The organism is Janthinobacterium darwini, assembly GCF_051380905.1.
Lineage (GTDB): Bacteria > Pseudomonadota > Gammaproteobacteria > Burkholderiales > Burkholderiaceae_D > Janthinobacterium.
The window spans coordinates 94,018-113,298 of sequence record NZ_JBNYXX010000006.1; the positions used below are offsets into that span (position 1 = coordinate 94,018).

At 63.3% G+C, this 19,281-nt stretch carries 21 protein-coding genes; 11 read left to right on the forward strand and 10 right to left on the reverse strand.

Annotated elements, in window-relative coordinates; translation table 11 throughout:
- Positions 1–5: 5 nt before the first annotated feature.
- Positions 6–1,214 (reverse strand): cytochrome c oxidase subunit II, encoded by a 1,209-nt coding sequence (coxB, locus tag ACQ4WZ_RS24930; RefSeq protein ID WP_101483885.1) that lies wholly within the window; start codon positions 1,212–1,214, stop codon positions 6–8.
- A gap of 78 nt (positions 1,215–1,292) precedes the next feature.
- Between coxB and ACQ4WZ_RS24935 the strand changes: the two genes are divergently transcribed.
- Positions 1,293–1,520, forward strand: coding sequence for a hypothetical protein (locus ACQ4WZ_RS24935; RefSeq protein ID WP_133988629.1), 228 nt, complete (start codon positions 1,293–1,295; stop codon positions 1,518–1,520).
- Positions 1,521–1,679: 159 nt separating this feature from the next.
- On the opposite strand, the gene ACQ4WZ_RS24940 is transcribed toward ACQ4WZ_RS24935, so the two are convergent.
- Positions 1,680–2,603, reverse strand: a complete 924-nt coding sequence (locus tag ACQ4WZ_RS24940; RefSeq protein WP_243857854.1) for a methyltransferase domain-containing protein — start codon at positions 2,601–2,603, stop codon at positions 1,680–1,682.
- Between the two features lie 57 nt (positions 2,604–2,660).
- Between ACQ4WZ_RS24940 and ACQ4WZ_RS24945 the strand changes: the two genes are divergently transcribed.
- Positions 2,661–3,416 (forward strand): ComF family protein, encoded by a 756-nt coding sequence (locus ACQ4WZ_RS24945; protein ID WP_101483883.1) that lies wholly within the window; start codon positions 2,661–2,663, stop codon positions 3,414–3,416.
- Positions 3,417–3,452: 36 nt separating this feature from the next.
- Positions 3,453–3,923, forward strand: a complete 471-nt coding sequence (trmL, locus tag ACQ4WZ_RS24950) for a tRNA (uridine(34)/cytosine(34)/5-carboxymethylaminomethyluridine(34)-2'-O)-methyltransferase TrmL (protein WP_101483882.1) — start codon at positions 3,453–3,455, stop codon at positions 3,921–3,923.
- Here the strand turns inward: trmL and ACQ4WZ_RS24955 are convergent.
- The 8 genes from ACQ4WZ_RS24955 to ACQ4WZ_RS24990 all read right to left on the reverse strand — a co-directional run bounded on the left by ACQ4WZ_RS24955 (position 3,920) and on the right by ACQ4WZ_RS24990 (position 14,016).
- On the reverse strand, positions 3,920–4,666 hold the full coding sequence (locus tag ACQ4WZ_RS24955; protein WP_180338578.1) for a hypothetical protein: 747 nt from the start codon (positions 4,664–4,666) through the stop codon (positions 3,920–3,922). The two genes, trmL and ACQ4WZ_RS24955, sit on opposite strands and share 4 nt — an antisense overlap.
- A gap of 15 nt (positions 4,667–4,681) precedes the next feature.
- Entirely contained in the window at positions 4,682–5,611 is a 930-nt protein-coding gene (locus ACQ4WZ_RS24960; protein WP_436574747.1) for a hypothetical protein, read from the reverse strand.
- 339 nt (positions 5,612–5,950) lie between these two features.
- The gene (locus tag ACQ4WZ_RS24965; RefSeq protein WP_436574748.1) at positions 5,951–9,646 is read right to left on the reverse strand and encodes a tubulin-like doman-containing protein; all 3,696 of its coding nucleotides are present in this window, start codon (positions 9,644–9,646) and stop codon (positions 5,951–5,953) included.
- A 37-nt stretch (positions 9,647–9,683) separates the two neighbouring features.
- Positions 9,684–10,139 (reverse strand): hypothetical protein, encoded by a 456-nt coding sequence (locus tag ACQ4WZ_RS24970; protein WP_101483878.1) that lies wholly within the window; start codon positions 10,137–10,139, stop codon positions 9,684–9,686.
- A 44-nt stretch (positions 10,140–10,183) separates the two neighbouring features.
- Complete coding sequence (locus tag ACQ4WZ_RS24975; protein ID WP_436574749.1) at positions 10,184–11,653, reverse strand: hypothetical protein; 1,470 nt, start codon at positions 11,651–11,653, stop codon at positions 10,184–10,186.
- Positions 11,650–13,134, reverse strand: coding sequence for a hypothetical protein (locus ACQ4WZ_RS24980; RefSeq protein ID WP_436574750.1), 1,485 nt, complete (start codon positions 13,132–13,134; stop codon positions 11,650–11,652). Before ACQ4WZ_RS24980 ends, ACQ4WZ_RS24975 begins: the two co-directional genes overlap by 4 nt.
- 124 nt (positions 13,135–13,258) lie before the next feature.
- Positions 13,259–13,741 (reverse strand): D-glycero-beta-D-manno-heptose 1-phosphate adenylyltransferase, encoded by a 483-nt coding sequence (gene rfaE2, locus ACQ4WZ_RS24985; RefSeq protein WP_133988637.1) that lies wholly within the window; start codon positions 13,739–13,741, stop codon positions 13,259–13,261.
- A gap of 29 nt (positions 13,742–13,770) precedes the next feature.
- Positions 13,771–14,016: a DUF3717 domain-containing protein gene (locus ACQ4WZ_RS24990; protein ID WP_101483874.1), complete on the reverse strand. Its 246-nt coding sequence runs from the start codon at positions 14,014–14,016 to the stop codon at positions 13,771–13,773.
- A gap of 134 nt (positions 14,017–14,150) precedes the next feature.
- Between ACQ4WZ_RS24990 and ACQ4WZ_RS24995 the strand changes: the two genes are divergently transcribed.
- The 8 genes from ACQ4WZ_RS24995 to ACQ4WZ_RS25030 all read left to right on the forward strand — a co-directional run bounded on the left by ACQ4WZ_RS24995 (position 14,151) and on the right by ACQ4WZ_RS25030 (position 19,280).
- Positions 14,151–15,083 (forward strand): hydrogen peroxide-inducible genes activator, encoded by a 933-nt coding sequence (locus ACQ4WZ_RS24995; RefSeq protein ID WP_101483873.1) that lies wholly within the window; start codon positions 14,151–14,153, stop codon positions 15,081–15,083.
- A 76-nt stretch (positions 15,084–15,159) separates the two neighbouring features.
- Positions 15,160–16,014, forward strand: coding sequence for a 4-hydroxybenzoate octaprenyltransferase (gene ubiA / locus ACQ4WZ_RS25000; protein WP_101483872.1), 855 nt, complete (start codon positions 15,160–15,162; stop codon positions 16,012–16,014).
- A 107-nt stretch (positions 16,015–16,121) separates the two neighbouring features.
- Complete coding sequence (locus ACQ4WZ_RS25005; RefSeq protein WP_046683402.1) at positions 16,122–16,478, forward strand: ElaB/YgaM/YqjD family protein; 357 nt, start codon at positions 16,122–16,124, stop codon at positions 16,476–16,478.
- 56 nt (positions 16,479–16,534) lie between these two features.
- Entirely contained in the window at positions 16,535–16,921 is a 387-nt protein-coding gene (locus ACQ4WZ_RS25010; RefSeq protein WP_101483871.1) for a phage holin family protein, read from the forward strand.
- Positions 16,918–17,268, forward strand: coding sequence for a hypothetical protein (locus ACQ4WZ_RS25015; protein WP_133988639.1), 351 nt, complete (start codon positions 16,918–16,920; stop codon positions 17,266–17,268). Before ACQ4WZ_RS25010 ends, ACQ4WZ_RS25015 begins: the two co-directional genes overlap by 4 nt.
- Positions 17,269–17,359: 91 nt before the next feature.
- Complete coding sequence (locus ACQ4WZ_RS25020) at positions 17,360–17,917, forward strand: DUF3455 domain-containing protein (RefSeq protein WP_133988640.1); 558 nt, start codon at positions 17,360–17,362, stop codon at positions 17,915–17,917.
- 92 nt (positions 17,918–18,009) lie between these two features.
- On the forward strand, positions 18,010–18,567 hold the full coding sequence (locus tag ACQ4WZ_RS25025) for a sigma-70 family RNA polymerase sigma factor (RefSeq protein WP_180338660.1): 558 nt from the start codon (positions 18,010–18,012) through the stop codon (positions 18,565–18,567).
- Positions 18,564–19,280 carry an anti-sigma factor gene (locus ACQ4WZ_RS25030; protein WP_208327661.1) on the forward strand — a complete coding sequence of 239 codons (717 nt, stop codon included), beginning with the start codon at positions 18,564–18,566 and terminating at the stop codon, positions 19,278–19,280. Before ACQ4WZ_RS25025 ends, ACQ4WZ_RS25030 begins: the two co-directional genes overlap by 4 nt.
- The last annotated feature ends 1 nt before the right edge of the window (position 19,281 follow it).

The window sequence follows — 19,281 nt, forward strand, 5'->3', positions numbered from 1 at the left end:
CCTAATTACTTGCGTGCAGCCACGACTTCGGCTGGTTGAACGATGTTCTCTTCGGCCTTGTTCGACCAGGAATTGCGCGTGTAAGTGATCACTGCGGCAATTTCCGTGTCGGACAGCTGTTTCCAGGCGGGCATTTCCGCTGGATACTTGCCGCTCTTTTGCCCGTTCAGCAAGACATGAATCTGTTCCGCTTTCGGACCGTTCACCACAGCAGAGCCGTCCAGCGCTGCAAAGGCACCGGGCACGCCCTTGCCTGTCGCCTGGTGGCAGACCACGCAGTTGGCCGTATACACTTTCTCGCCCTTGACCTTCAATTCGTCGATGGTCCACACCTTGCTTGGATCATCGGCCAATGCCGCCATTTCCTTTTGTTTTACATCAACCCAGGCCTTGTAGTCCTCGTTGGATACGACCTTGACGACGATGGGCATGAAGGCGTGCTCCTTGCCGCACAGTTCGGCGCAATTGCCGCGGAAGGTGCCGATATGGTCGGCCTTGAACCAGGTGTCGCGCACGAAGCCGGGAATCGCATCCTGTTTCACGCCGAAGGCGGGCACGGACCAGGCGTGGATAACGTCGTTGGCCGTCAGCACCATGCGGATCTTCTTGTTGACCGGCACCACGACTTCGTTATCGACTTCGATCAGGTAGTTTTCGCCGCGTTTTTCCGTCGGCGGCGCGCCTGGCGCACCCACTTGCGAACGGGGCGTGGACAGGTTGGAGAGGAAGGAAATGCCTTCGCCCTCGCCTTTCAGGTAGTCATAGCCCCATTTCCACTGCATGCCGGTGGCCTTGATGGTGATGTCGGCGTTCGAGGTATCCTTCATGCCCACCACGGTGCGCGTGGCAGGCAGGGCCATGCCGATGACGATCAGGAAAGGCACGACGGTCCAGGCGATCTCGACGGTGGTGCTTTCGTGGAAGGTGGCCGGTTTGTGGCCCAGGGACTTGCGGTGCTTGAAGATGGAATAAAACATGACGCCGAACACGGCCACGAAGATCACCAGGCAGATGATCATCATCAGGGTGTGCAAATCGTAGATTTCATGGGCGATCTGTGTCGCCGGCGGTTGCAGATTCATTTCGAACGGCACGGGACCGCCGGTGCCGGGATAGGTGCCGGCAGCCGGTGCCGCCGTGGCCCATCGCCCGATGCCAAACGCTGTCAAAGACAGCCCGAGCAGCAACGATTGAAGTCGCTTTGCATGTGTCATGTTTTCCCCAACCACCCAAAAATAATGATATTTTAAACGGCTGCGGACTTCTCCGTACTGGACCGCTGCCGCTCCTCCATGAAAGCAACACGGCCAGAATACGGCCATGTGCGTCAAGCACCAGCGAATTCCATGCTGGCTGCCGCAGCAAAAACGGCGGCGCGCAACCATGCTGGAACCCTGTTTTTCTTCCCCACCTTGAAATGGCCTCGCGTGGAAGATGGTTACTATACTAATGCAGTAACTTCGAATAAGTCTTGCTTTGTTTTTTTTATTTTGTATGCAGCCCTTGTTTTTTCTACTTAACAAGCTGACAAACAATCAACGATTATAATCAAGTAAACTTGAATCCATCAAGCAATAATCCGCTTTGTGCGCGCCCTTCTCCCGGCCGCCGCGCGCTTTGCAACGGTTACTGCAGCATTGACGCACGGATGCCGACCAAGTGTCGGTTTCTTTCCCCTTTTATCGAGGTTTTCTGGGTAAATCAAAGCGGATGATCGCCTCGCCATTGCGCGTCACGCGCGGTGCGGGACGGAAGGCGTGGCCATAGATCACCTCGAAACTCAGGCCCAGCTTGCCGTCGGGACGACGCATCTTTTCCAGCGCGGCCAGCATGCGCTGCCAGGCAGCCTTGCCCATCAGGCCGCGCCGGCGCGTGGTGAGCGGGTTGCCGCCAAAGGCACGCACGTCCGCCAGCAGTTTTTCCGCCGTATCGTAAGTGACGGTGATGATTTCCATGTCCAGCACGGGCGTGGAAAAACCCGTCTCAACCAGCATGTCGCCAAAGTCGTGCATGTCGACAAAGGGCAAGGCGTGCGGAAACAGGTCCGCCTCGGCAAAAGCGTCACGCACTTCGCGGAAGGTGTCGGGACCGAAGCAGGAAAACATCAGCAAGCCATCGAGGCGCAGCGCGCGCCGCCATTCGGCGAACACGCGGTCTGGCTGGGCATGCCAGTGCAGCGCCAGGTTCGACCACACGAGGTCGATGCTGCCCTGCGCCAGCGGCAGGTCGCCCAGGTCGCCGCACAGCAGATCCACGCCCGCCTTGGCCGGCAGCAACTTGCTGAGGAACTGGTTCAGGCCGGCCAGTTTCGACGCGGGCGCGCGCGCCGCCTGCATCATCGCTTGCGCTGCATCGAGACCAATAATCTGCGCGGCGGGATAATCCTTTTGCAGCTGCGCCAGGTCCGCACCGGGGCCGCAGCCAGCATCGAGCACGCGATGCGGCGTGATTTTCACCAGCTCCAGGCGCTCGTGCATGCGCTGTGATACTTCGCGGCGCAGGAAGTCCGACGGTGCGCTGCGCGCCGGACGGGAAAAGAAATCGCGTACTTGCACCGCATCGATGGGCGCACTCATTTTGGGCGGACTGGTGGGAACTGGCATGTTGAATCGGGGGAGGTGAGATAATGTCGGCAGTGTACATGGAACGACGCCATCGCGATGCGGACCGCCATCCGGCCCCGGCTTGATGCCGCCTGGCAGGCGCTGCACCGTTGGCTGGGCGCCACGGTGCTGCCGGCCCAGTGCGCGCTGTGCGGCATCGGCTGCCCGGAAGTGCTGTGCCTGCCCTGCCGCGCACAATACCTGGGGCTGCTGCGCCACCGCTGCCGCCAATGCGCCAATCCGCTCGCAGACATTGATGTGGCTCTGCTGTGCGGACGCTGTTTGCGCCAAAGGCCCGCATATGACACCACGATCACGGCGTTTGATTATGCGGCGCCTGTCGACCAGTTGCTGTTGCAGCTGAAATTCGGCGCGCGCCTGGCGCTGGCGCCCCTGTTTGCGCAACTGCTGCATGTTGCCATTCAGCAACAAGCAGATTGGGACGCGCCGCAATTGCTGTGCCCCATACCACTGGGACCGGCCAGGCTGGCCGAACGGGGATACAACCAGGCGCTGGAAATTGCCCGCCCGCTGGCGCGCCTGCTGGACGTACATTTGCAGCCCCGCCTGGCGCTGCGCGTGCGCGACACCAGGGCGCAAAGCAGCGTGGCGCCACAGGAACGGCAAGCCAACCTGGCGCATGCCTTCGCCATCGCGCCCGAACACGGGGCGTTATTGCAAGGATGCCATGTCGGCATCGTCGACGACGTGATGAGCAGCGGCCATACCGTCAACGCCCTGGCCACCGCCTGCAAGCGCGCGGGGGCGGCGAAGGTCAGCATCCTGGTCGTGGCGCGCACGCCGCCGCATTGAATGAACTATATGAGAGATAGACCCAAGGAGAGCATTTTGTTTCACGTTGTTTTGGTAGAACCTGAAATCCCGCCCAACACGGGCAACGTCATCCGCCTGTGCGCCAATACGGGTGCGCAGCTGCACCTGGTCGAACCGCTGGGCTTTCCGCTCGACGACGCCAAGATGAAGCGCGCCGGCCTCGATTACCACGACTACGCCAAGATGAAGGTGCACAAGAACTGGGCAGCGTTCCTGGCTGACACCCAGCCCGACCCGGCCCGCATGTTCGCCATGACCACGCGCGGTTCGCGCCCGTTCGGCGACGTGGCCTTCCTGCCGGGCGACGTATTCGTGTTCGGTTCGGAAACAAAAGGCCTGGATCCGGCCCTGCGCGACAGCTTTCCGGCAGAGCAACGCATCCGCCTGCCCATGCGACCCGATAACCGCAGTTTGAATTTGTCGAATACGGTGGCCGTCGTGGTCTACGAGGCCTGGCGCCAACATGGCTACAGTGGTGGAGCTTAACGCTGCGCCAGTTGCGCTGCGGCACCGTCCGCGTCCAGCATCACCAGCTGCGTGCGCAAGTCGCGCGTGGCGGCCAGCTTGCCGTTCACGTACAGATTCGTCTTGACGCCATACACGCCCTGCGACACGCCGGCCGGCAAGGTCAGCTCGAAGGAGTTTTCAAAACGTCCGCCCGACTTGTTGCTGCTGGCCAGGGCTTTCGAGCCGGACTTGAATGGCTGGCCTTGCGGGTCGAGCACCACCAGTTCTTCGCGCACGTCATTGACGCTCTGCGCGCTGCCGTTGACCAGCTCCACCACGCTTGTGACCTTGAACGGCTGGCCCCGCTTGACGGTCGATGCGCTCAGCTGCGGCGTGTACGACACCACTTGCGGCTCGCGCGGCAGCGCGCCGCGCGCGCGGATGTAGTCGCGGTCCGCCTGCGCCGCCGTCTTGGTCTGGCGCGAATTGACGTTGATGGCCAGGCAACCGGCCGCCGCCAGGCCGCCGCCGATGGCCGCGCCCTTCAGCGCGCCATTCTTGCCGCCCGCCAGCGCGCCCAGCAGCGCCCCCACGGCCGCGCCGGCCGCAGCCGACGTGCCCACGCTGCACGGGTCCTCATCTGTTGCCGCCTGGGCGCCACTTTGCGTATAGGAACCGTCCTGGCGCACGCCGTTCGGTTGCATGGTCGCCGTGGCGCAGCCGGCCAGCATGGCCGCGATGGTCAGCGCAGCGACCGCGCGCAAGGTGGTGTGATTCAGCATGGTGCCCCCTGATAACTAATTGATCGTTGTTTCCGTCTGCAGCACTTGCCGTTCGCGCTCGCGGATGCGGCGCGACAGGTTGTCAATGCGCGCATTGCCGGGATCGACGCGGCGCGCGCTTTCCAGATAGGTCTTGGCCGCATCAAACTTGCCTTCCAGCAAAGAGCGTTCGGCGTCGCGCAGGAACGATTGCGCCATCTCGCTGCGCATGGCCGCGCCGCTATCGACGGGCGACGTGTCCAGCGGACGGCGTTCAGCCACCGCTGAACGTTCGACCGCGCGCACGGGCGCCGGTTCCGTTGGCACGATGCGGGCCGGCGCCGTTTCCAGCGGTGCCGGTGCAGAAACGGGCGCGGGTGCAGGCGCCGCGGCTGCCGACAGCGCTTGCACGTCGGCCTTCAACTGCGGCAACTCCACCGCTTCGCGGTCGATCGCTTCCAGCCGGGCGATGCTATTCCTTGCCGCTGCTGCATCCTTGGCATCGAGCGCCTGGCGCACCCCCACCAGCACCGATGCGGCTGCCGCCTGCTGGCGCGCCAGCTGCTTGCGCAAGGATGCCACGCTGGATGCGCCCGCACAATCAACGTCGAGCGCGGCGATGCCCCTGGCGGCACTTTGCAATTGATGGCCGTCAATATTGCGTTCGATGGCGCGCACGCCCCGCTGGCAACTGCCCGATGCGGCGCCCGCCTTGCCGATCGCCGCCTGCAAATCGTCCGCCTTGGCGCTGGACTTGCCCGCACACACATTTTTCGCCGTCGCCAGCTTCTGGCGGGCACCGTCCAGGCTGCCATTCGCTACCAACTTGAGGCCGCTATCGATGGCGTCATTGCAGGCTGCATCGTTCTTGCCACCCGGCTTGCCATTCATGTAGACGATGACGGCCGCCAGCACGGCGGCTCCGCCCAGCCAGCGCAGCCACTTGCGCGGCGGTAACGGCAGCACTGGTGTTGCCGGGGCTGGCGCCGGTGGAGGCGCCGGTGGAAGCATAGGCGCAGGTACGGGCTTCGGCATGGCTTGCGGCTGCGCGGAAGCCGGTTGCGGCGGCGCTTTCGGCGCAGGCGCCGGGGCTACCGGCACGGGCGGCGGCTTGGGCGCCACAGGCGGTGAAGCTGGCAAAGGCGGGGGCACAGGCCGCGGTGGCGGCACGGCCACAGCTGGCCGGGCCGTGCCAGCCTGCGCCTGTCCGCAGTACGGGCAATGACTGACAGCGGTCCACAGGCCCGTTTTACATTTGTTGCAGATATCCAAAACTAATCCTTCATTCCAGCGTCATTCCAGCGTTCACAGGGGCGGCGGCATCAACGGTGGCGGCGCGCTGAGGAACAGGAGTGCCAGCTCGGGGAACTGGGCCAGGTCGGCCCAGGCCGGCAAGCCGGCGCGCCATACCTTGGTGGTGGCCGGCACGACTTGTCCCGCCTGCACGTACTGCACGATCTGCTGGGCCGTGAACGGTCCCTGCTGCTGGCCGTTGATGCCCAGGAAATACTGGTATTCCACCAAGGGCGGCGGCATGCCGCCCAGCGGTGGCGGCGCCATGCCGAACGCGGCTGCCACGGGGGCGGCGGCGCCTGCAGGGCGCAGCAATTGCTCGAGGCGCCCCGCTTCCAGCATTTCCCCCTTGATCGCATATTTCAAACGGGGCTGGCCATCCGCTTCCGGCTCGCGCACTTCCCAATCGTAGGCATCGCTGTCGGAGTCGCCGATGACATTCGCCCACTCCTTCAGTCGGCCCAGCAAGTCTTGCACCGTGCGGTCGAGCTCATCGCTGGTCATGCCCTTGCGGCGCGCCGACTCGCGCAGGCGCGCGCCCACTTCGGCGGAAATGGCGCTGCCAAAGCCGATATACGGCAGTTGCGAGCCATCGGCCTGCGCCACCAGCCTGGGCGCATACACGCCCCGTTCATAATATTTTGCCAGCGCCGCCAGGGCCGCCGTCTGCACGGTGTCAAGCGCAGCCAATTTTTCTTCGATGCGCAGGGCGATATTTTTCTCGTATGAAGCGGGCATGCCGTTCTGGCGGATGGCCCGTTCATTGCCGATGCGGCGCAAGTCGCCCGGTTCGACCGCAAACTGGTATTGGCCCGGCGGCACGACGCGGCCCGTGTGGCGCGTCAGTATGCCCAGCATGATCGCTTGCAGGAATTCGCCGAAATCTTCCGCCAGGCGCTTCATTTCGTCCGTGTTCGGTGCGATAGGGTGCGTGAATTGCGTTGGGTCAATATGGGTGTGCGTCGGCGCCTTGTCGTTGTCGCCCTCCTTGCGGTAGCTGGTGCGCCAGCCTTCCAGGCCCCGCAGCACCGTCATCGGCACGCCGGCCAGTTCGCAATAGCAGACGGCACGCCCGCGTATGCCCGTCTCGACAATTTCCAACTGGCTCACCGTGATACCCACCTGGGTCGGCACGCACGATTCGAGCTCGGCGACGAACTTCGCCTTGAAGGCGGCCGCGTTGGCCACGCCGATCACGCACTTGAACTGGTCCGACACGACCGTGAAATCGCCCGCCATATTGGCGTCGATCCATGGCATGGAGCAGGCCAGCAACTTGCGGAAGCGGTCCAGGCGTTCGGACACATCCATCTGTTCCAATGCCTCGAACAAGGGGTCGGGCGTGCTCGTCACCCCTTCGGCCAGGCCCGCCGTGGCGATCATGTTTTCGGCCATGCGCGTGACCTTGGCCAGGATCAAGCCCCGTTGCGCCGGTTCGCCCAACATGGGGAACAGAGCTTTCGAGCCGCCCATGTCCTTGAACGCTTCATCGGCCCACTGGCGCAAGGTGGCCGCCGACGGCAGCGCTATGTCTTTTTCCGTAACGGGAATGACGATCAGGGTCGCATGTTCCTTGTCCAGGTCCTTTTGCAGGATGGTATTGGCCGTTTTCAATTCCGCCAGCATGGCCAGCACGCCTTCGCGGCCCGATTGCAGCTCGCCCACCAGGCCATTCCACTGCGCGCGGCCTTGCGCATCGACGCCCACGCGGTTGCCCAGCCAGCGCGACAGTTCGCCCAGCAGGATGACGGACTCGTCCGCCGCCTTGGCGCGCAAATGGAATTTCAGGGCATTCGCCATTTCCGTGCGCAAATGGTCCATCACCACGCCAGCCTGCTTTTCGCCATTGCTGAGGAAACCGAAGGTGCTGCGCGTCTGCTCCAGGTTGTTCAGCAGGCGCTCGTATTCGCGCGAACGCACGGCTTCCTTGATTTCGCGGTAGCGCTCGGCATTCGCGCCGATCTGCGCCGTCAAGCCGCTGCCCGGCGCCTCGATACGGTCCTTGATCTGTTCCACCAGCGACAGCACGTACTCCAGGCCGCCGAACTCTTTATTGTCAAGATAGCCATACAGCTGGTCGCGCACGACTTTCTTGACATCGTCGAGCACTTCGCGGCGGCGCTTGCTGATGCGGTCTTCCGTCGTGTCGGCCGTGGAATCCTGGTCGCGCACGGCGTCGCGTTCCAGGTGTTTCATGGCGTCGCGCACTTGCGCCGGCCATTCGCTGCGGTCGAAACCCGTGCGGATATCGTTGATGCGCGTATTGACCCTGTTTTCCACGCCGGCCAGCAAGTGGCCGTGGCGGTCTTCCAGCAATTCGTCGACGACGCGAAAATCGATGAAGTCGCCGCTGGAGCGCTTCAGTTCGATGCTCTTGTCGGAAAACTCGGGGAAATCGCTGAATGGCGTTCCTTTCAGGAACATATTGGCGGCGAGGAAATTATCGCGCTGCGTATCGGTGGCGCGGTTGGCGCCCGCATCCGTGCCGCCCACGCCAAAGAACGCCTGCAGCATGGCGCCGGCCCAGCGATGGGCCCGCTCATCACGCGCCGCTTCCTGGCGCGTATCGAGCACGGCCATGCCGAATGAGGAAAAACGCTTCGAGAAATACAGGCGCATGTCGCCGAAGCGGTCTTGCGGCACGGGCGCGTTGTACAGGGAATTCTTGTGCTGCGCCTGGTTGACGGCGATCGAGCGCTTGGCGCGCGCGAAGTCGGCCGAGGCGAAATCCTCGAACAGCGAGTCGGCCACCATGTGGTAGACGTCGCTGACATCCTTGGTGTGCTGCTGGGCAAGATTACCCGAATCGATGAGATAAACCTCGCTGTACGGCTCGCGCGACAGTTCCGGCCGGTCATACGCATCCCAGCGACCCACATAGCCCTTGTTGCCCATCATCGCCGATTCCAGCTCCATCAGCGCCGCATAGCCGTTGGCCTCGACCCGGTCCTTGTTGGCCTTGGTGTAGCCGGTCGGCAAGAACAGCATCAGCTCGACGTCGGCAGCGCCCACTTCGCTGCGCGCCAGCCAGCGCGCCAGCAAGCCCATGTCCAAAAAGGAACCGGAACCCGTGCCGCCCGCCACGGAACCGACGATGACGATGCGGAAACGGTTCGTTTCCATGCGCAAGCCCAGCTCGGCCAGCTGGCGCTCGTGCGACAGGCCCGCCTTCAGGGCTTTCAATTTCAAGCGGATCTTGTCGCGGATCTTCGCATACTTGTCGAAGAAATACAGGCGCGAGACGGCGCGGATCTGGCCCGCACCGCTGCTCATGTCGAAACGCAATTCGCGGATGCGCTGCGGCGTCAGCGGCAGCCATTCCTTGATGTGTGGATATTTTTCCAAGGAATCTTCATCACGGCTGTACTTGTCCATGTCGAACGCTTCGACCACCTTGTCGTCATCGGTGAACTTCACCTGGTCGAACTGCAAGTCCTTGGCCTGCGATTCGCCGCTTTCGATCACGGCACCATTGTCCAGGTCGAAATGGATGAATTGCGCGATGGGAAAGTCCGCCAAGCCCTCGATGCGCGTGCGGTTACCCGCGCCGCCCCACAGGGTGTTGAGGATGCGCCGGCGCACGCGCATCAGCACCTGCATGCCCGTGCCGCCGATGCCGATGAACAGGGTCGGGCGCAGCTCGATGATCTTGTCCTGCTTGCGCTCGCTGGCGCCGCCGGTGATGGTTTGGTTCAGGTTCTCTGCCATGGTGATTCCTTCGATGATGCGTACGACGGCGTGCGGCTTAGCGGCGGCTCGATGTAAAGGTCAACAGTAACGCGACCAGGCCCACCAGCACCAGCGGTCCCATGAATAGTGGCGCGAGGAATTTATGCGCGTTCACGGCGGCCAGCACCACGCCCGTGGCCAGGCTGGCCAGGAAGATGAACAGCCACCAGCCTGAAGCATTGGCCTTGTTCGGCGGAACGCGCTTGGCCACCAAACCATTCGCATAGGCATTCTTGGCAAAGAAAAAGGCGATGAACAGCAGCAACAGCACCACGCCGCCGACCAGGGTGTCGCGCGACGAGGTATCGGTCGTGCTGGCAGGATCCAATGCGGGCGCAGCTTCGGTGGTGGCCGTGGTGCCGCTGGCAGCGCTGGCGGCGGAGGCGTCGGCGGCGGGCGGCACGGACGCCGGGGCCGTTACCGGGACCGGCAAAGTAAAGCCTGTGTTGTCTTTTGGAGTATCTTGCGCCATGGTATGCCTCTGTTGAATGGGAGTAATTTTTAAGGATTCGTTGTTCAGGCCAGGCTCAGGGTATGGCCGTCCGCCACGCGCACGACGGCCGGTTTGCCCAGTCCACGCTTGAGTTCGCCGATGTCGCGGCCGTTATCATCGCGGATCTGCACGCTTTTAAATGGTTTTATTAACACTTGCCGCTGCAGGCCGTCTACCATCACCTTGTAGCGCGTGGCGCGCGTACCCAGCAAACCCAGCGCCAGCAGACCCAGCACGAGTGCCAGCACGCCGCCCAGTATCACCAGCACGGGCAGCAGCGGGTACTGGATGCGCACCAGCAGCGGGATCGTCGCCTGCGAGGCGCGCACGCTGTCTGGCGGCGTAAACATGCTAGATATCGGGTCGCCGGGGAAGAGTTCCTGCAAATCCTTGCCAAAACTTCCGGCCAGCGCCAGCCGCTGTTCCGACAAGCTCACTTGCGCCTGCATGGGCAGCATCACTTGCTTGCCCATGGCGGCGATCGCCTGCGCCGACCACGGCGAGGGAATCTGCGCCATCGGCAACGCAAACTGTACCTGCACGGCCTGGCTGGCGCCCGGCTGCAGCTGGCGGATTTGATCGGGCGCCACGTGCAGGGGCGCATTCTGGCCCGCCAGACTGGCGTGCACTTCGGCGCTATCGATGACGTACGGGAAAAACATGTTTTGCAGGGACGCCTGCAGCACCACTTGCGGCACCAGGCTCGCCGCATCGACGTCGAGCACGATGGTGCGCCCGTCGCGGCCCAGGCTGGCGTGCACGTTGGGACTGTTCTTGACGGACTGGGGCACGATGCGCACGGCATCCTGATCCACCGGTTTTAATCGTGCGGGCGGACGCGTCAGCACTTGCGACAACCGCCCTTCAGCCAAGATGCGGGTCAAAGCCTCGGACGCGGGCTGGCCATACGCCAGCGCATACACCATCAAGCCCTTGGCACTGTACAGCTTGCCCTGCACGGGCATGCGCAGCGGAAACACCAAGGTCTTGGTGATCGATGGTTCCAAATGCAGCAAGCGGTAAAAGTCGCGGTTGCGCTCGGCCGTCTGGCTGTCGTTGTTCGGGCTGTTCTTGTTATTGGTAAAGATCCACACGATGCCGGAGGCGGACTGGAACGGCCCCGTGATGGTTTTTGTGACGGCTTCCTGGAAATCCGTGTCAGCCAGTGCGCCGCCATTGCCCTTGCGCGCCAGGCCCAGGCTGGCCAGCTGGCTCGCCACGCCGGCGCCACCCTGGCCCTGCCCCAGCAGCGACGGCGACACGTGCGCGCCGCTGCTCTGGCTGAAGGCCAAGGTATAGACTTTATCGGACGGGTTCGTGGCAGCCTGCGCCACGGCGCCCACCAGGGCTTTCAGTTGCGAATGCTCGTCCGTGTAGAACGGTTCCATCCAGCCCGAGTTTTGCACCAGAAACGCTTGCTGGATGCCCGCGGCCTGCACGCCGGCTGCACTGAGCAAAGCGGCACAGGCCGCGATCAGGACGCGCGCCTTCATGCCTGCAAGGTCCAGCCATCGATGCGCGACAGCAGCGGGTGGTACCCCCACAGCGTGCGTTCATGGATAAACAGGCGTACGCGCCACGGCTCGCTGACGGCAAAGGTATGAAACACGGTTTCGCGCAATTCATCGTCCTGCACCAGCTGGGCTGCCAGGCGTTCATTCGAGCGCAGCACGCTGGACAGACCGGCGCTGGTGGCGAACTTGACACCGAAGACGCTGTTGCCCCCGCCCGATTCGAGCAGCGGCATGACAGCCTGGTTCTTGCCGCCATCGTCGCCGTGTTCCGGCTCTTCCCACGGCGCCGTCTTCAGCTTGGTGGCGAAGCGGTAATTGAAGCTGCCCGAGCACAGGCGCGGCGCCAGCGCGTCGGCCTTCTCGACCTGGACACCCAGTTTCACATACACGTAGCTGCCGCGGCGGTTTTCAAAGCACAGTTGCCACAGGCCACCGTCGCGCGACAGGTAGGGGCTGCCGAATTCGAAGTGCGGCACCAGTCCTTCGGGCCAGGGCGTAAACGAAGCGGCCACGTTGCCGTCCGGCTGCAGTTGCAGCCGCAGCTGGCCGTTGGCGCAGGGCCACACGGCCATGCGGTTGTAAGCCACGGGCGCACTGACGGCGCCCAGGTCCACGACGCCGTCGAGCAGCACGTCGCTGCCCGGCTTTTGCGTTGCGTCAAGGTTGACGAAGCGGATACGGCCATCGTCGTCGCGCAGCGGCGCCCACAGGCGGTTCTGGAACCAGACGGGCGCGGCCGCGCAAGGCGCGCCGCCCACATGCTCGACCACGTAGCTCAGCGAAGGCACGTCGGGACGGAGGCAAGCGAGGCCGTGACTCGTCGGCAAGACCAGCACGCTGTTAAATTCCGGCACCAGCTCGGCGCGCCAGGCGCCGTGGACCAGGTCCGATTCAGCCAGCAAGCCGCCATACGCGGGGTCCAGCGCCAGCCAGCGTTTCGAGGCGGGCAGCCAGGCGTGCAAGACGGCCTTGCGCGGGTCCAGTGCCAGCAGCGCGGCAGCGCTGGTGCCAAACTGGGCGGAAAAAAATTCATACTCGCCCGGCGGCGGCATGGGCAGCGAGGCGTCGGCCTGCGCATGCTCTTCGCGCGCGCGCTGGTCGGCCAGTTTCAAAGGCACGCTGGCCTGGCGCAAGCCGGCCGCGCCAGCCGGTGGCACCTCGCTGACGGGATGCGCACCGTAGGGCGGCACCCACGGCGGCGTGACGGCCGTGTCGGGCGGCACCTGCAAGGCCGTGCCGGTGGCGGGGTCGAACGAGAATTCAGGCGGAAACTGCCGCACGGGCGCGCCGGCGGCAGCGGGCAGGCGCCGCGCGTGCATCAGCAGGCCGATATCGGCAGGGCTCAGCAAAGGCGAGACGTTCTGGCCGTCCGCGCTGCGCTGCATGGTCCACGCGCCATCGTCATCGACGAACCAGACGCCAGAGGGCACGCCCCAATCCCCAGAAGTTTTAAGATCCATGTATTTTCTATGACAAGCAATGCATATGGTGTAACGTGTGCTGGGGCTGACGCAACGAGGTCGCAGCCCTGGCAGTTCTCATAGTAACGTCTTTTTATCTGTATGGAAACATTGACGGCGTTCCTCAGCCCTGCTGCGTCCGCACTTTCGTCAACAGCTTCGTGGTCGAGCGGTCGTGTGCGAAATCGATGGCCACGGCCTGGCCGCCATACGCCAGCACGGCCTTGCCTTCAGGAATGGCCGCCATATCGTAGTCGCCACCCTTGGCATAGATTTCCGGCTCGATCTCCTGCACCACTTCCAGGGCGCTGTCTTCCGAGAACGGCACCACCAGGCTCACCGCTTCCAGCGCGGCCAGCACGGCCATGCGGTCTTCGCAGCTGTTCAACGGACGGTCGTCGCCCTTGCCCAGGCGTTTCACCGAGGCATCCGTGTTCACGGCCACCACCAGCGAGGCGCCCAGCGCGCGCGCCTGCGCCAGATAGGTCACGTGGCCGCGGTGCAGAATGTCAAACACGCCATTCGTCACCACCACCGGTTTCGGCAGGGCCGCGGCGCGGGCGCGCAGTTCGTCACGGCCGCACAGTTTGTTTTCAAAATCAGGCATGGATATCTCTTGTTGGGTTATATATGTGGTCACGACCCGGCGTGGCTATCGCCTTGCATGCCGCCGCCATCGTGGCGCCAGGCATCGATCAAGGCCAGGATGGCCGGTTCCAGGCCCTCTTCGGCGATGTGATCTTGCCGGTAGTAAATCATCAGCGCATACACGCTGGCCAGGCGGCTGACGGGCGGCGACAGCGCATATTCATTGCCGCGCGCCGGTTGCCTGGCACGCCAGTAGTTGATTGCCGCTTCCAGCGCCTGCATCTGCAGTTCCATCGCCCTCTCCCTTCGCTGCCTGGTCCCGCATTATAGGGGGCGATCCGCTACAATACGCCATCGGCGCCACAGTTTCACGTTTGCGCCACCTTTCATTCATTGCAAGTAAGCACTTCCTGTGTTTCAATCGAACTATGACACTGACTGAACTGAAATATATCGTTGCAGTCGCGCGAGCGAAGCACTTCGGGCATGCTGCCGAAGCCTGCTTCGTTGCCCAGCCCACCCTGTCAGTGGCGATCAAGAAACTCGAAGACGAATTGGGTGTGGTCCTGTTCGAACGGGGCGGCGCGGAAATCTCCGTCACGCCCCTGGGCGCGCAGATCATTGCGCAAGCCGAGCGTGTGCTGGAACAGACGGCCGCCATCAAGGAACTCGCCAAGCAAAACAAGGACCCGCTGGCCGGCCCCCTGCGCCTGGGCGTGATCTATACGATCGGCCCCTACCTGCTGCCGCCCCTGGTCAAGGCCATGATAGACCAGGTGCCGCAGATGCCTTTGATTTTGCAGGAAAACTTCACGGTTCGCCTGCTCGAATTGCTGCGCCAGGGCGAACTGGACGTGGCCATCATGGCCCTGCCGCTGCCCGACCACGGCATGTCCATGCAGGAACTGTATGATGAACCGTTCGTCGTGGCCATGCCGCGCCAGCATCCGTGGACAGCGCGTGAAAAAATCGCCGCGCAAGATTTGAAATCGGAAACCATGCTCCTGCTGGGCAATGGCCATTGCTTCCGCGACCAGGTGCTGGAAGTGTGCCCCGAAATGGCACGCTTTTCCTCGCCCGGCAACGGTATGCAGCGCACGTTTGAAGGTTCCTCCCTGGAAACCATCCGTCACATGGTGGCCAGCGGCATTGGCCTGACGGTCTTGCCGCGCGCCTCCGTGTCAAATATGCACACCACCGAGGGCATGCTCGAATACCGGCCATTCGCCGCCCCCGTGCCATCACGCAGGGTGGTGATGCTCTGGCGCAAGAGTTTTACGCGAAAGGCCGCCATCGACGCCCTCTGCGCAGCCATCGCCAGCTGCGACTTGCCCGGCATCACACCACTCTGCGAGGAGTAGGTCGGCGGCGTCAAATAGTAGACCACGCACTATTTTGCGATAATCGATCTTTCTCTTCAACAAGATCGAGTCTTCCATGAACAAGCTGGCGCTGTATTTCCGCCTGATACGGCTGGACAAGCCTATCGGTACCGTATTGCTGCTGTGGCCTACCCTGTGTGCGCTATGGCTGGCGCAGCAGGGCGTGCCGGACTGGCGGCTGCTGCTCATCTTCACCCTCGGCACTTTCCTGATGCGCTCGGCTGGCTGCGCCATCAACGACTACGCCGATCAGGATATCGACAAATTCGTCAAGCGTACGGTGGACCGTCCCATCACCAGCGGGCGGATCAGCGGCAAGGAAGCGCTGGCCGTTGCCGGCGTACTGAGCGTGCTGGCCTTTTGCCTGATCCTGCCCTTGAATGCGCTGACCAGGCAGCTGTCGGTGGCCGCCGTCATCATCGCCGGCACCTACCCCTACTTCAAGCGCTTCTTTGCGATTCCGCAAGCCTACCTGGGTATCGCCTTCGGCTTCGGCATCCCCATGGGCTTTGCCGCCATCACGGATAGCGTGCCCGTCGTCGCCTGGCTGCTGCTGCTGGGTAATGTCTTCTGGGCCGTGGCCTACGATACGGAGTACGCGATGGTCGACCGCGACGACGACTTAAAAATCGGCATCAAGACCTCGGCCATCACCTTTGGCCGCTACGACGTGGCCATCATCATGCTGTGCTATGCCGCTTTCCTGCTGCTGTGGCTGGTCTGCGGCTGGCACCTGGGCTTGCGCTACTGGTATGTGGCGGGCTTGCTGGTGGCGGCCGGCTGCGCCGTTTACCACTACACCCTGATCCGCGCACGCGAGCGTATGCCGTGTTTTGCGGCGTTCCGGCATAATAACTGGCTAGGAGCAGCGGTGTTTGCGGGCGTGGTGCTGGACTTTGCTTTCCGTTAATCAATGATCTTGCGCTGCGGCAACCCTTGAGGCGGCGCAAGACTAGCCTGTCCGCTGCTGCCTACACTGGTATTTCACTGTGCAGTTTCACTTCCATGAGGTAATACATGAGCTCGATACATACCGGAAAATCCAGCAGCGACAGCATCCTCGCCGACGCCGACAAGGCCCGCGACAAACTGGTCGGCGACCTGAAAACCGTCATCAATGAAGCGGAAGGCTGGCTCGATGGCGCCAAGGATCAGACGGGCGAGAATGTCAAAGCCGTCAAGGACAAGTTCATCGCCACCCTGGAAACGGCCAAGAAAGACTTGATCAAGCTGGAAGAAGACTTGCTCGAACGTACCAAGAAGGCGGCCAAGGCCACCGATGAATACGTGCAGGACAATCCATGGAAAGCCGTGGGCGCGGGCGCCGTCGTGGGCGTGCTGTTCGGTCTGCTGCTCTCCTCGTCACGCCGCTAAACAGTAACGACGCCGTACCGACGGCCTAGGCCGTCTCCTGACGCGAAAGGCAGCATATGGCTATCGTGCACCATGTCGCCCAAGTCGCAGCGACCCTCGCCGCCATCGTCCAGACCCGTCTGGCCCTGGCGGCCGTGGAAATGGAAGAAGAGTCGCTGCGCTTCCTGTCCTATCTGGCGCTGGCCATGTTGGCACTGCTGTGCCTGTTTGTCGGCCTGGTGCTGCTGGTCTTCCTCGTCATCGTCGTATTCTGGGACACGCATCGCATTGCCGCCATCGCCATCACGGCCGCCGTCTTCATCACTGCCGCCCTCGCCACCCTGCTGGGCGTGCGCGCCAGCTTCCGCAGCAAGCCGAAACTGCTGTCCTTCACACTTTCAGAACTGAACAAAGACCTGGACGAGCTGCAACTGCTGGCGCGCCGGGAATCGGAGCGGCCATGACCACGCATCCCACCAAACTGTCGCATGTTCACACGGCCGCCAGCCTGGCGCAGCGGCGCGACGCGCTGCTGGCCGAATGCACGCTGCAGCGTCTGGCCCTGGGCGTGCAGACGCGCCAGTTGCTGGAACCATTGACAGGCGGCAATCTGCGCCACACCCTGGCCACGCGTTTCAAGATTCCCCTGATGCTGGGCGGCGCCGCGCTGGGCCTGCTGCTGGTACGCCCGCGGCGTTTCGTGCCGCTGCTGCTGGCTGGCGCCTCGCTGCTCAAGCATGCGAACGCTGCCCTGCCCCTGATCCGCACCCTGTTGCACCGCGTCGGCAAGCAGGCGCCGCCTCCGCCCTGAAAAATATTTTTACCTGGCTGCATCCAAATGACAGGCCCATGGGTAGTCATGGTATCAACCAGCCGGTTGAGCCAACTACCAGGAGTTCGCCATGCTTGCCCACACTGCACCACGCCACGCCGTTCCCGCCTTCGCCCTGCTGAGCGCAGCCCTGCTGCTGAGCGCCTGCGCCCCCATGAGCGCGCGCTATTCGCAGGAACAATTACCGAACGCCGTTAAAGTACCCGATGGCCACCAAGTCGCCATGCAGACTGTAGGCGTGGGCAAGATCGCCTACGAATGCAAGGTAAAAAAAGACATGACGGGCCATGAATGGGTCTTCGTGGGCCCGGATGCGGCCCTGAACGACCGCAGCGGCATGCAAGTGGGCACGTATGTCGGTCCGCCTGCGACTTGGGCCAACCTGGACGGTTCGAAAGTGACGGCGACGCAAGTGGCCGTGGCGCCCGCCGGCGCGGGCAATATCCCGTATCAGCTGGTGAAAGCCAATCCGGCCACGGGCAGCGGCGCCATGCAGGGCGTCAGCTACATCCAGCGCGTGGCCACCAGCGGCGGCGTGGCCCCGGCAACGCCGTGCGGCATGGACACCGTTGGCGTCAAGCAATGGGTGCCCTACCAGGCTGACTATATCTTCTGGAAAGCCGCATAAATCAGTGAAAACGATGGTTGGCAAGCCCGTTTCTGGCCTATACTCGGCACTGAAAACTTGCTAACCGTTAACTCTTGACGATTGCGCCCACCTTGCCAACGCTAGCCACCCCGTTCGATTACGATGCCGCCCTGCGCGCCTGCGCCAGGGGCGAGCAGCAGGCCTTGCACGGCCTGTACCAGCAAGAAAGCCGCTATCTGCTGGGCGTGGCCCTGCGCATCGTGCGCCAGCGGGCACTGGCCGAAGACGTGCTGCACGACGCCTTCCTGAACATCTGGCGCCGCGCCGGCAGTTTCGACGCCACGCGCGGCAGCGGCAAGGGCTGGATCTATGTGGTGGTGCGGCATCAGGCGCTGAACGTGGCGCGCGCCCGCGCCCATGAAGTATCGGCCGACGAGGATACCGTGGAAACCCTGCTGCACGAACGACAAGGCCATGATGCCGGCGACGCCTACGCCCTTCAGGCGGACATGGGCAAGCTGCACGATTGCCTCGGTCACCTGGACGAATCCAAACGCAATAGCATTCTGTACGCCTACGTGGATGGCTGTTCCCACAGCGAAATCGCGCAGCGCCTGCAAGCGCCGCTGGGCACCGTCAAGGCTTGGGTCAAGCGTGGCCTGGCCGCCTTGCGGGAGTGCATGGGATGATGAATAGCGACGAGGAATTGCAAAGGCTGGCCAGCCAATACGTGCTGGGTACCCTGGAACTGGCCGAGCGCGCGGAAGTGGAACAGCGCTTGCCGCGCGAGCCAGCGCTGCGCGACGCGGTTGCTGCGTGGGAACAGCGTCTGCTGCCATTGACCACGCTGGCGCCGCCCGCAGCGCCCTCTGCGCAACTGTGGCCACGCATCAGCGCCAGCCTGTTCACGCCGAAAACCGTGCAGCAGGCGGGCGGCTGGCAAGCGTGGTGGAACAGCCTGGCTTTCTGGCGCGTGCTGGCCGGCGGCGGCCTGGTGGCCACGGCAGCGCTGGCCGTGCTGGTCACGGTGCAGCTGCAAGCGCCAAGCGGACCCGGCTACCTGGTGGTGCTGGTGGCGCCGCAGGATAAATCGCCGGGCTGGATCGTGCAGGCGGGCGGACGCGGCGGCAAGAACCGCGACCTGAGCCTGATCCCGCTGGGCCCGACTAGCGTGCCGCAGCAAAAAGCCCTGCAATTCTGGACCAAGGGCAAGGACTGGGGCGCCCCCGTCTCGCTGGGCCTGGTCAAGCCGGGTCAATCCGTCAAGTTGACATTGGACAAGCTGCCGCCGCTGCAGCCGGAGCAACTGTTTGAAATCACGCTGGAACCGGCTACGGGTTCGCCCACGGGTCGGCCGACGGGGCCGATTTTATACATCGGCCGCGCCGTCAAGGTGATGTAAG

Coding starts and splice junctions, on each gene's coding strand:
- coxB (WP_101483885.1), bottom strand. CDS start 1,214: ATGACACATGCAAAGCGACTTCAATCGTTGCTGCTCGGGCTGTCTTTG.
- ACQ4WZ_RS24935 (WP_133988629.1), top strand. CDS start 1,293: ATGAAAGCAACACGGCCAGAATACGGCCATGTGCGTCAAGCACCAGCG.
- ACQ4WZ_RS24940 (WP_243857854.1), bottom strand. CDS start 2,603: ATGCCAGTTCCCACCAGTCCGCCCAAAATGAGTGCGCCCATCGATGCG.
- ACQ4WZ_RS24945 (WP_101483883.1), top strand. CDS start 2,661: ATGCGGACCGCCATCCGGCCCCGGCTTGATGCCGCCTGGCAGGCGCTG.
- ACQ4WZ_RS24955 (WP_180338578.1), bottom strand. CDS start 4,666: ATGCTGAATCACACCACCTTGCGCGCGGTCGCTGCGCTGACCATCGCG.
- ACQ4WZ_RS24965 (WP_436574748.1), bottom strand. CDS start 9,646: ATGGCAGAGAACCTGAACCAAACCATCACCGGCGGCGCCAGCGAGCGC.
- ACQ4WZ_RS24970 (WP_101483878.1), bottom strand. CDS start 10,139: ATGGCGCAAGATACTCCAAAAGACAACACAGGCTTTACTTTGCCGGTC.
- ACQ4WZ_RS24975 (WP_436574749.1), bottom strand. CDS start 11,653: ATGAAGGCGCGCGTCCTGATCGCGGCCTGTGCCGCTTTGCTCAGTGCA.
- ACQ4WZ_RS24980 (WP_436574750.1), bottom strand. CDS start 13,134: ATGGATCTTAAAACTTCTGGGGATTGGGGCGTGCCCTCTGGCGTCTGG.
- rfaE2 (WP_133988637.1), bottom strand. CDS start 13,741: ATGCCTGATTTTGAAAACAAACTGTGCGGCCGTGACGAACTGCGCGCC.
- ACQ4WZ_RS24990 (WP_101483874.1), bottom strand. CDS start 14,016: ATGGAACTGCAGATGCAGGCGCTGGAAGCGGCAATCAACTACTGGCGT.
- ACQ4WZ_RS24995 (WP_101483873.1), top strand. CDS start 14,151: ATGACACTGACTGAACTGAAATATATCGTTGCAGTCGCGCGAGCGAAG.
- ubiA (WP_101483872.1), top strand. CDS start 15,160: ATGAACAAGCTGGCGCTGTATTTCCGCCTGATACGGCTGGACAAGCCT.
- ACQ4WZ_RS25005 (WP_046683402.1), top strand. CDS start 16,122: ATGAGCTCGATACATACCGGAAAATCCAGCAGCGACAGCATCCTCGCC.
- ACQ4WZ_RS25010 (WP_101483871.1), top strand. CDS start 16,535: ATGGCTATCGTGCACCATGTCGCCCAAGTCGCAGCGACCCTCGCCGCC.
- ACQ4WZ_RS25015 (WP_133988639.1), top strand. CDS start 16,918: ATGACCACGCATCCCACCAAACTGTCGCATGTTCACACGGCCGCCAGC.
- ACQ4WZ_RS25020 (WP_133988640.1), top strand. CDS start 17,360: ATGCTTGCCCACACTGCACCACGCCACGCCGTTCCCGCCTTCGCCCTG.
- ACQ4WZ_RS25030 (WP_208327661.1), top strand. CDS start 18,564: ATGATGAATAGCGACGAGGAATTGCAAAGGCTGGCCAGCCAATACGTG.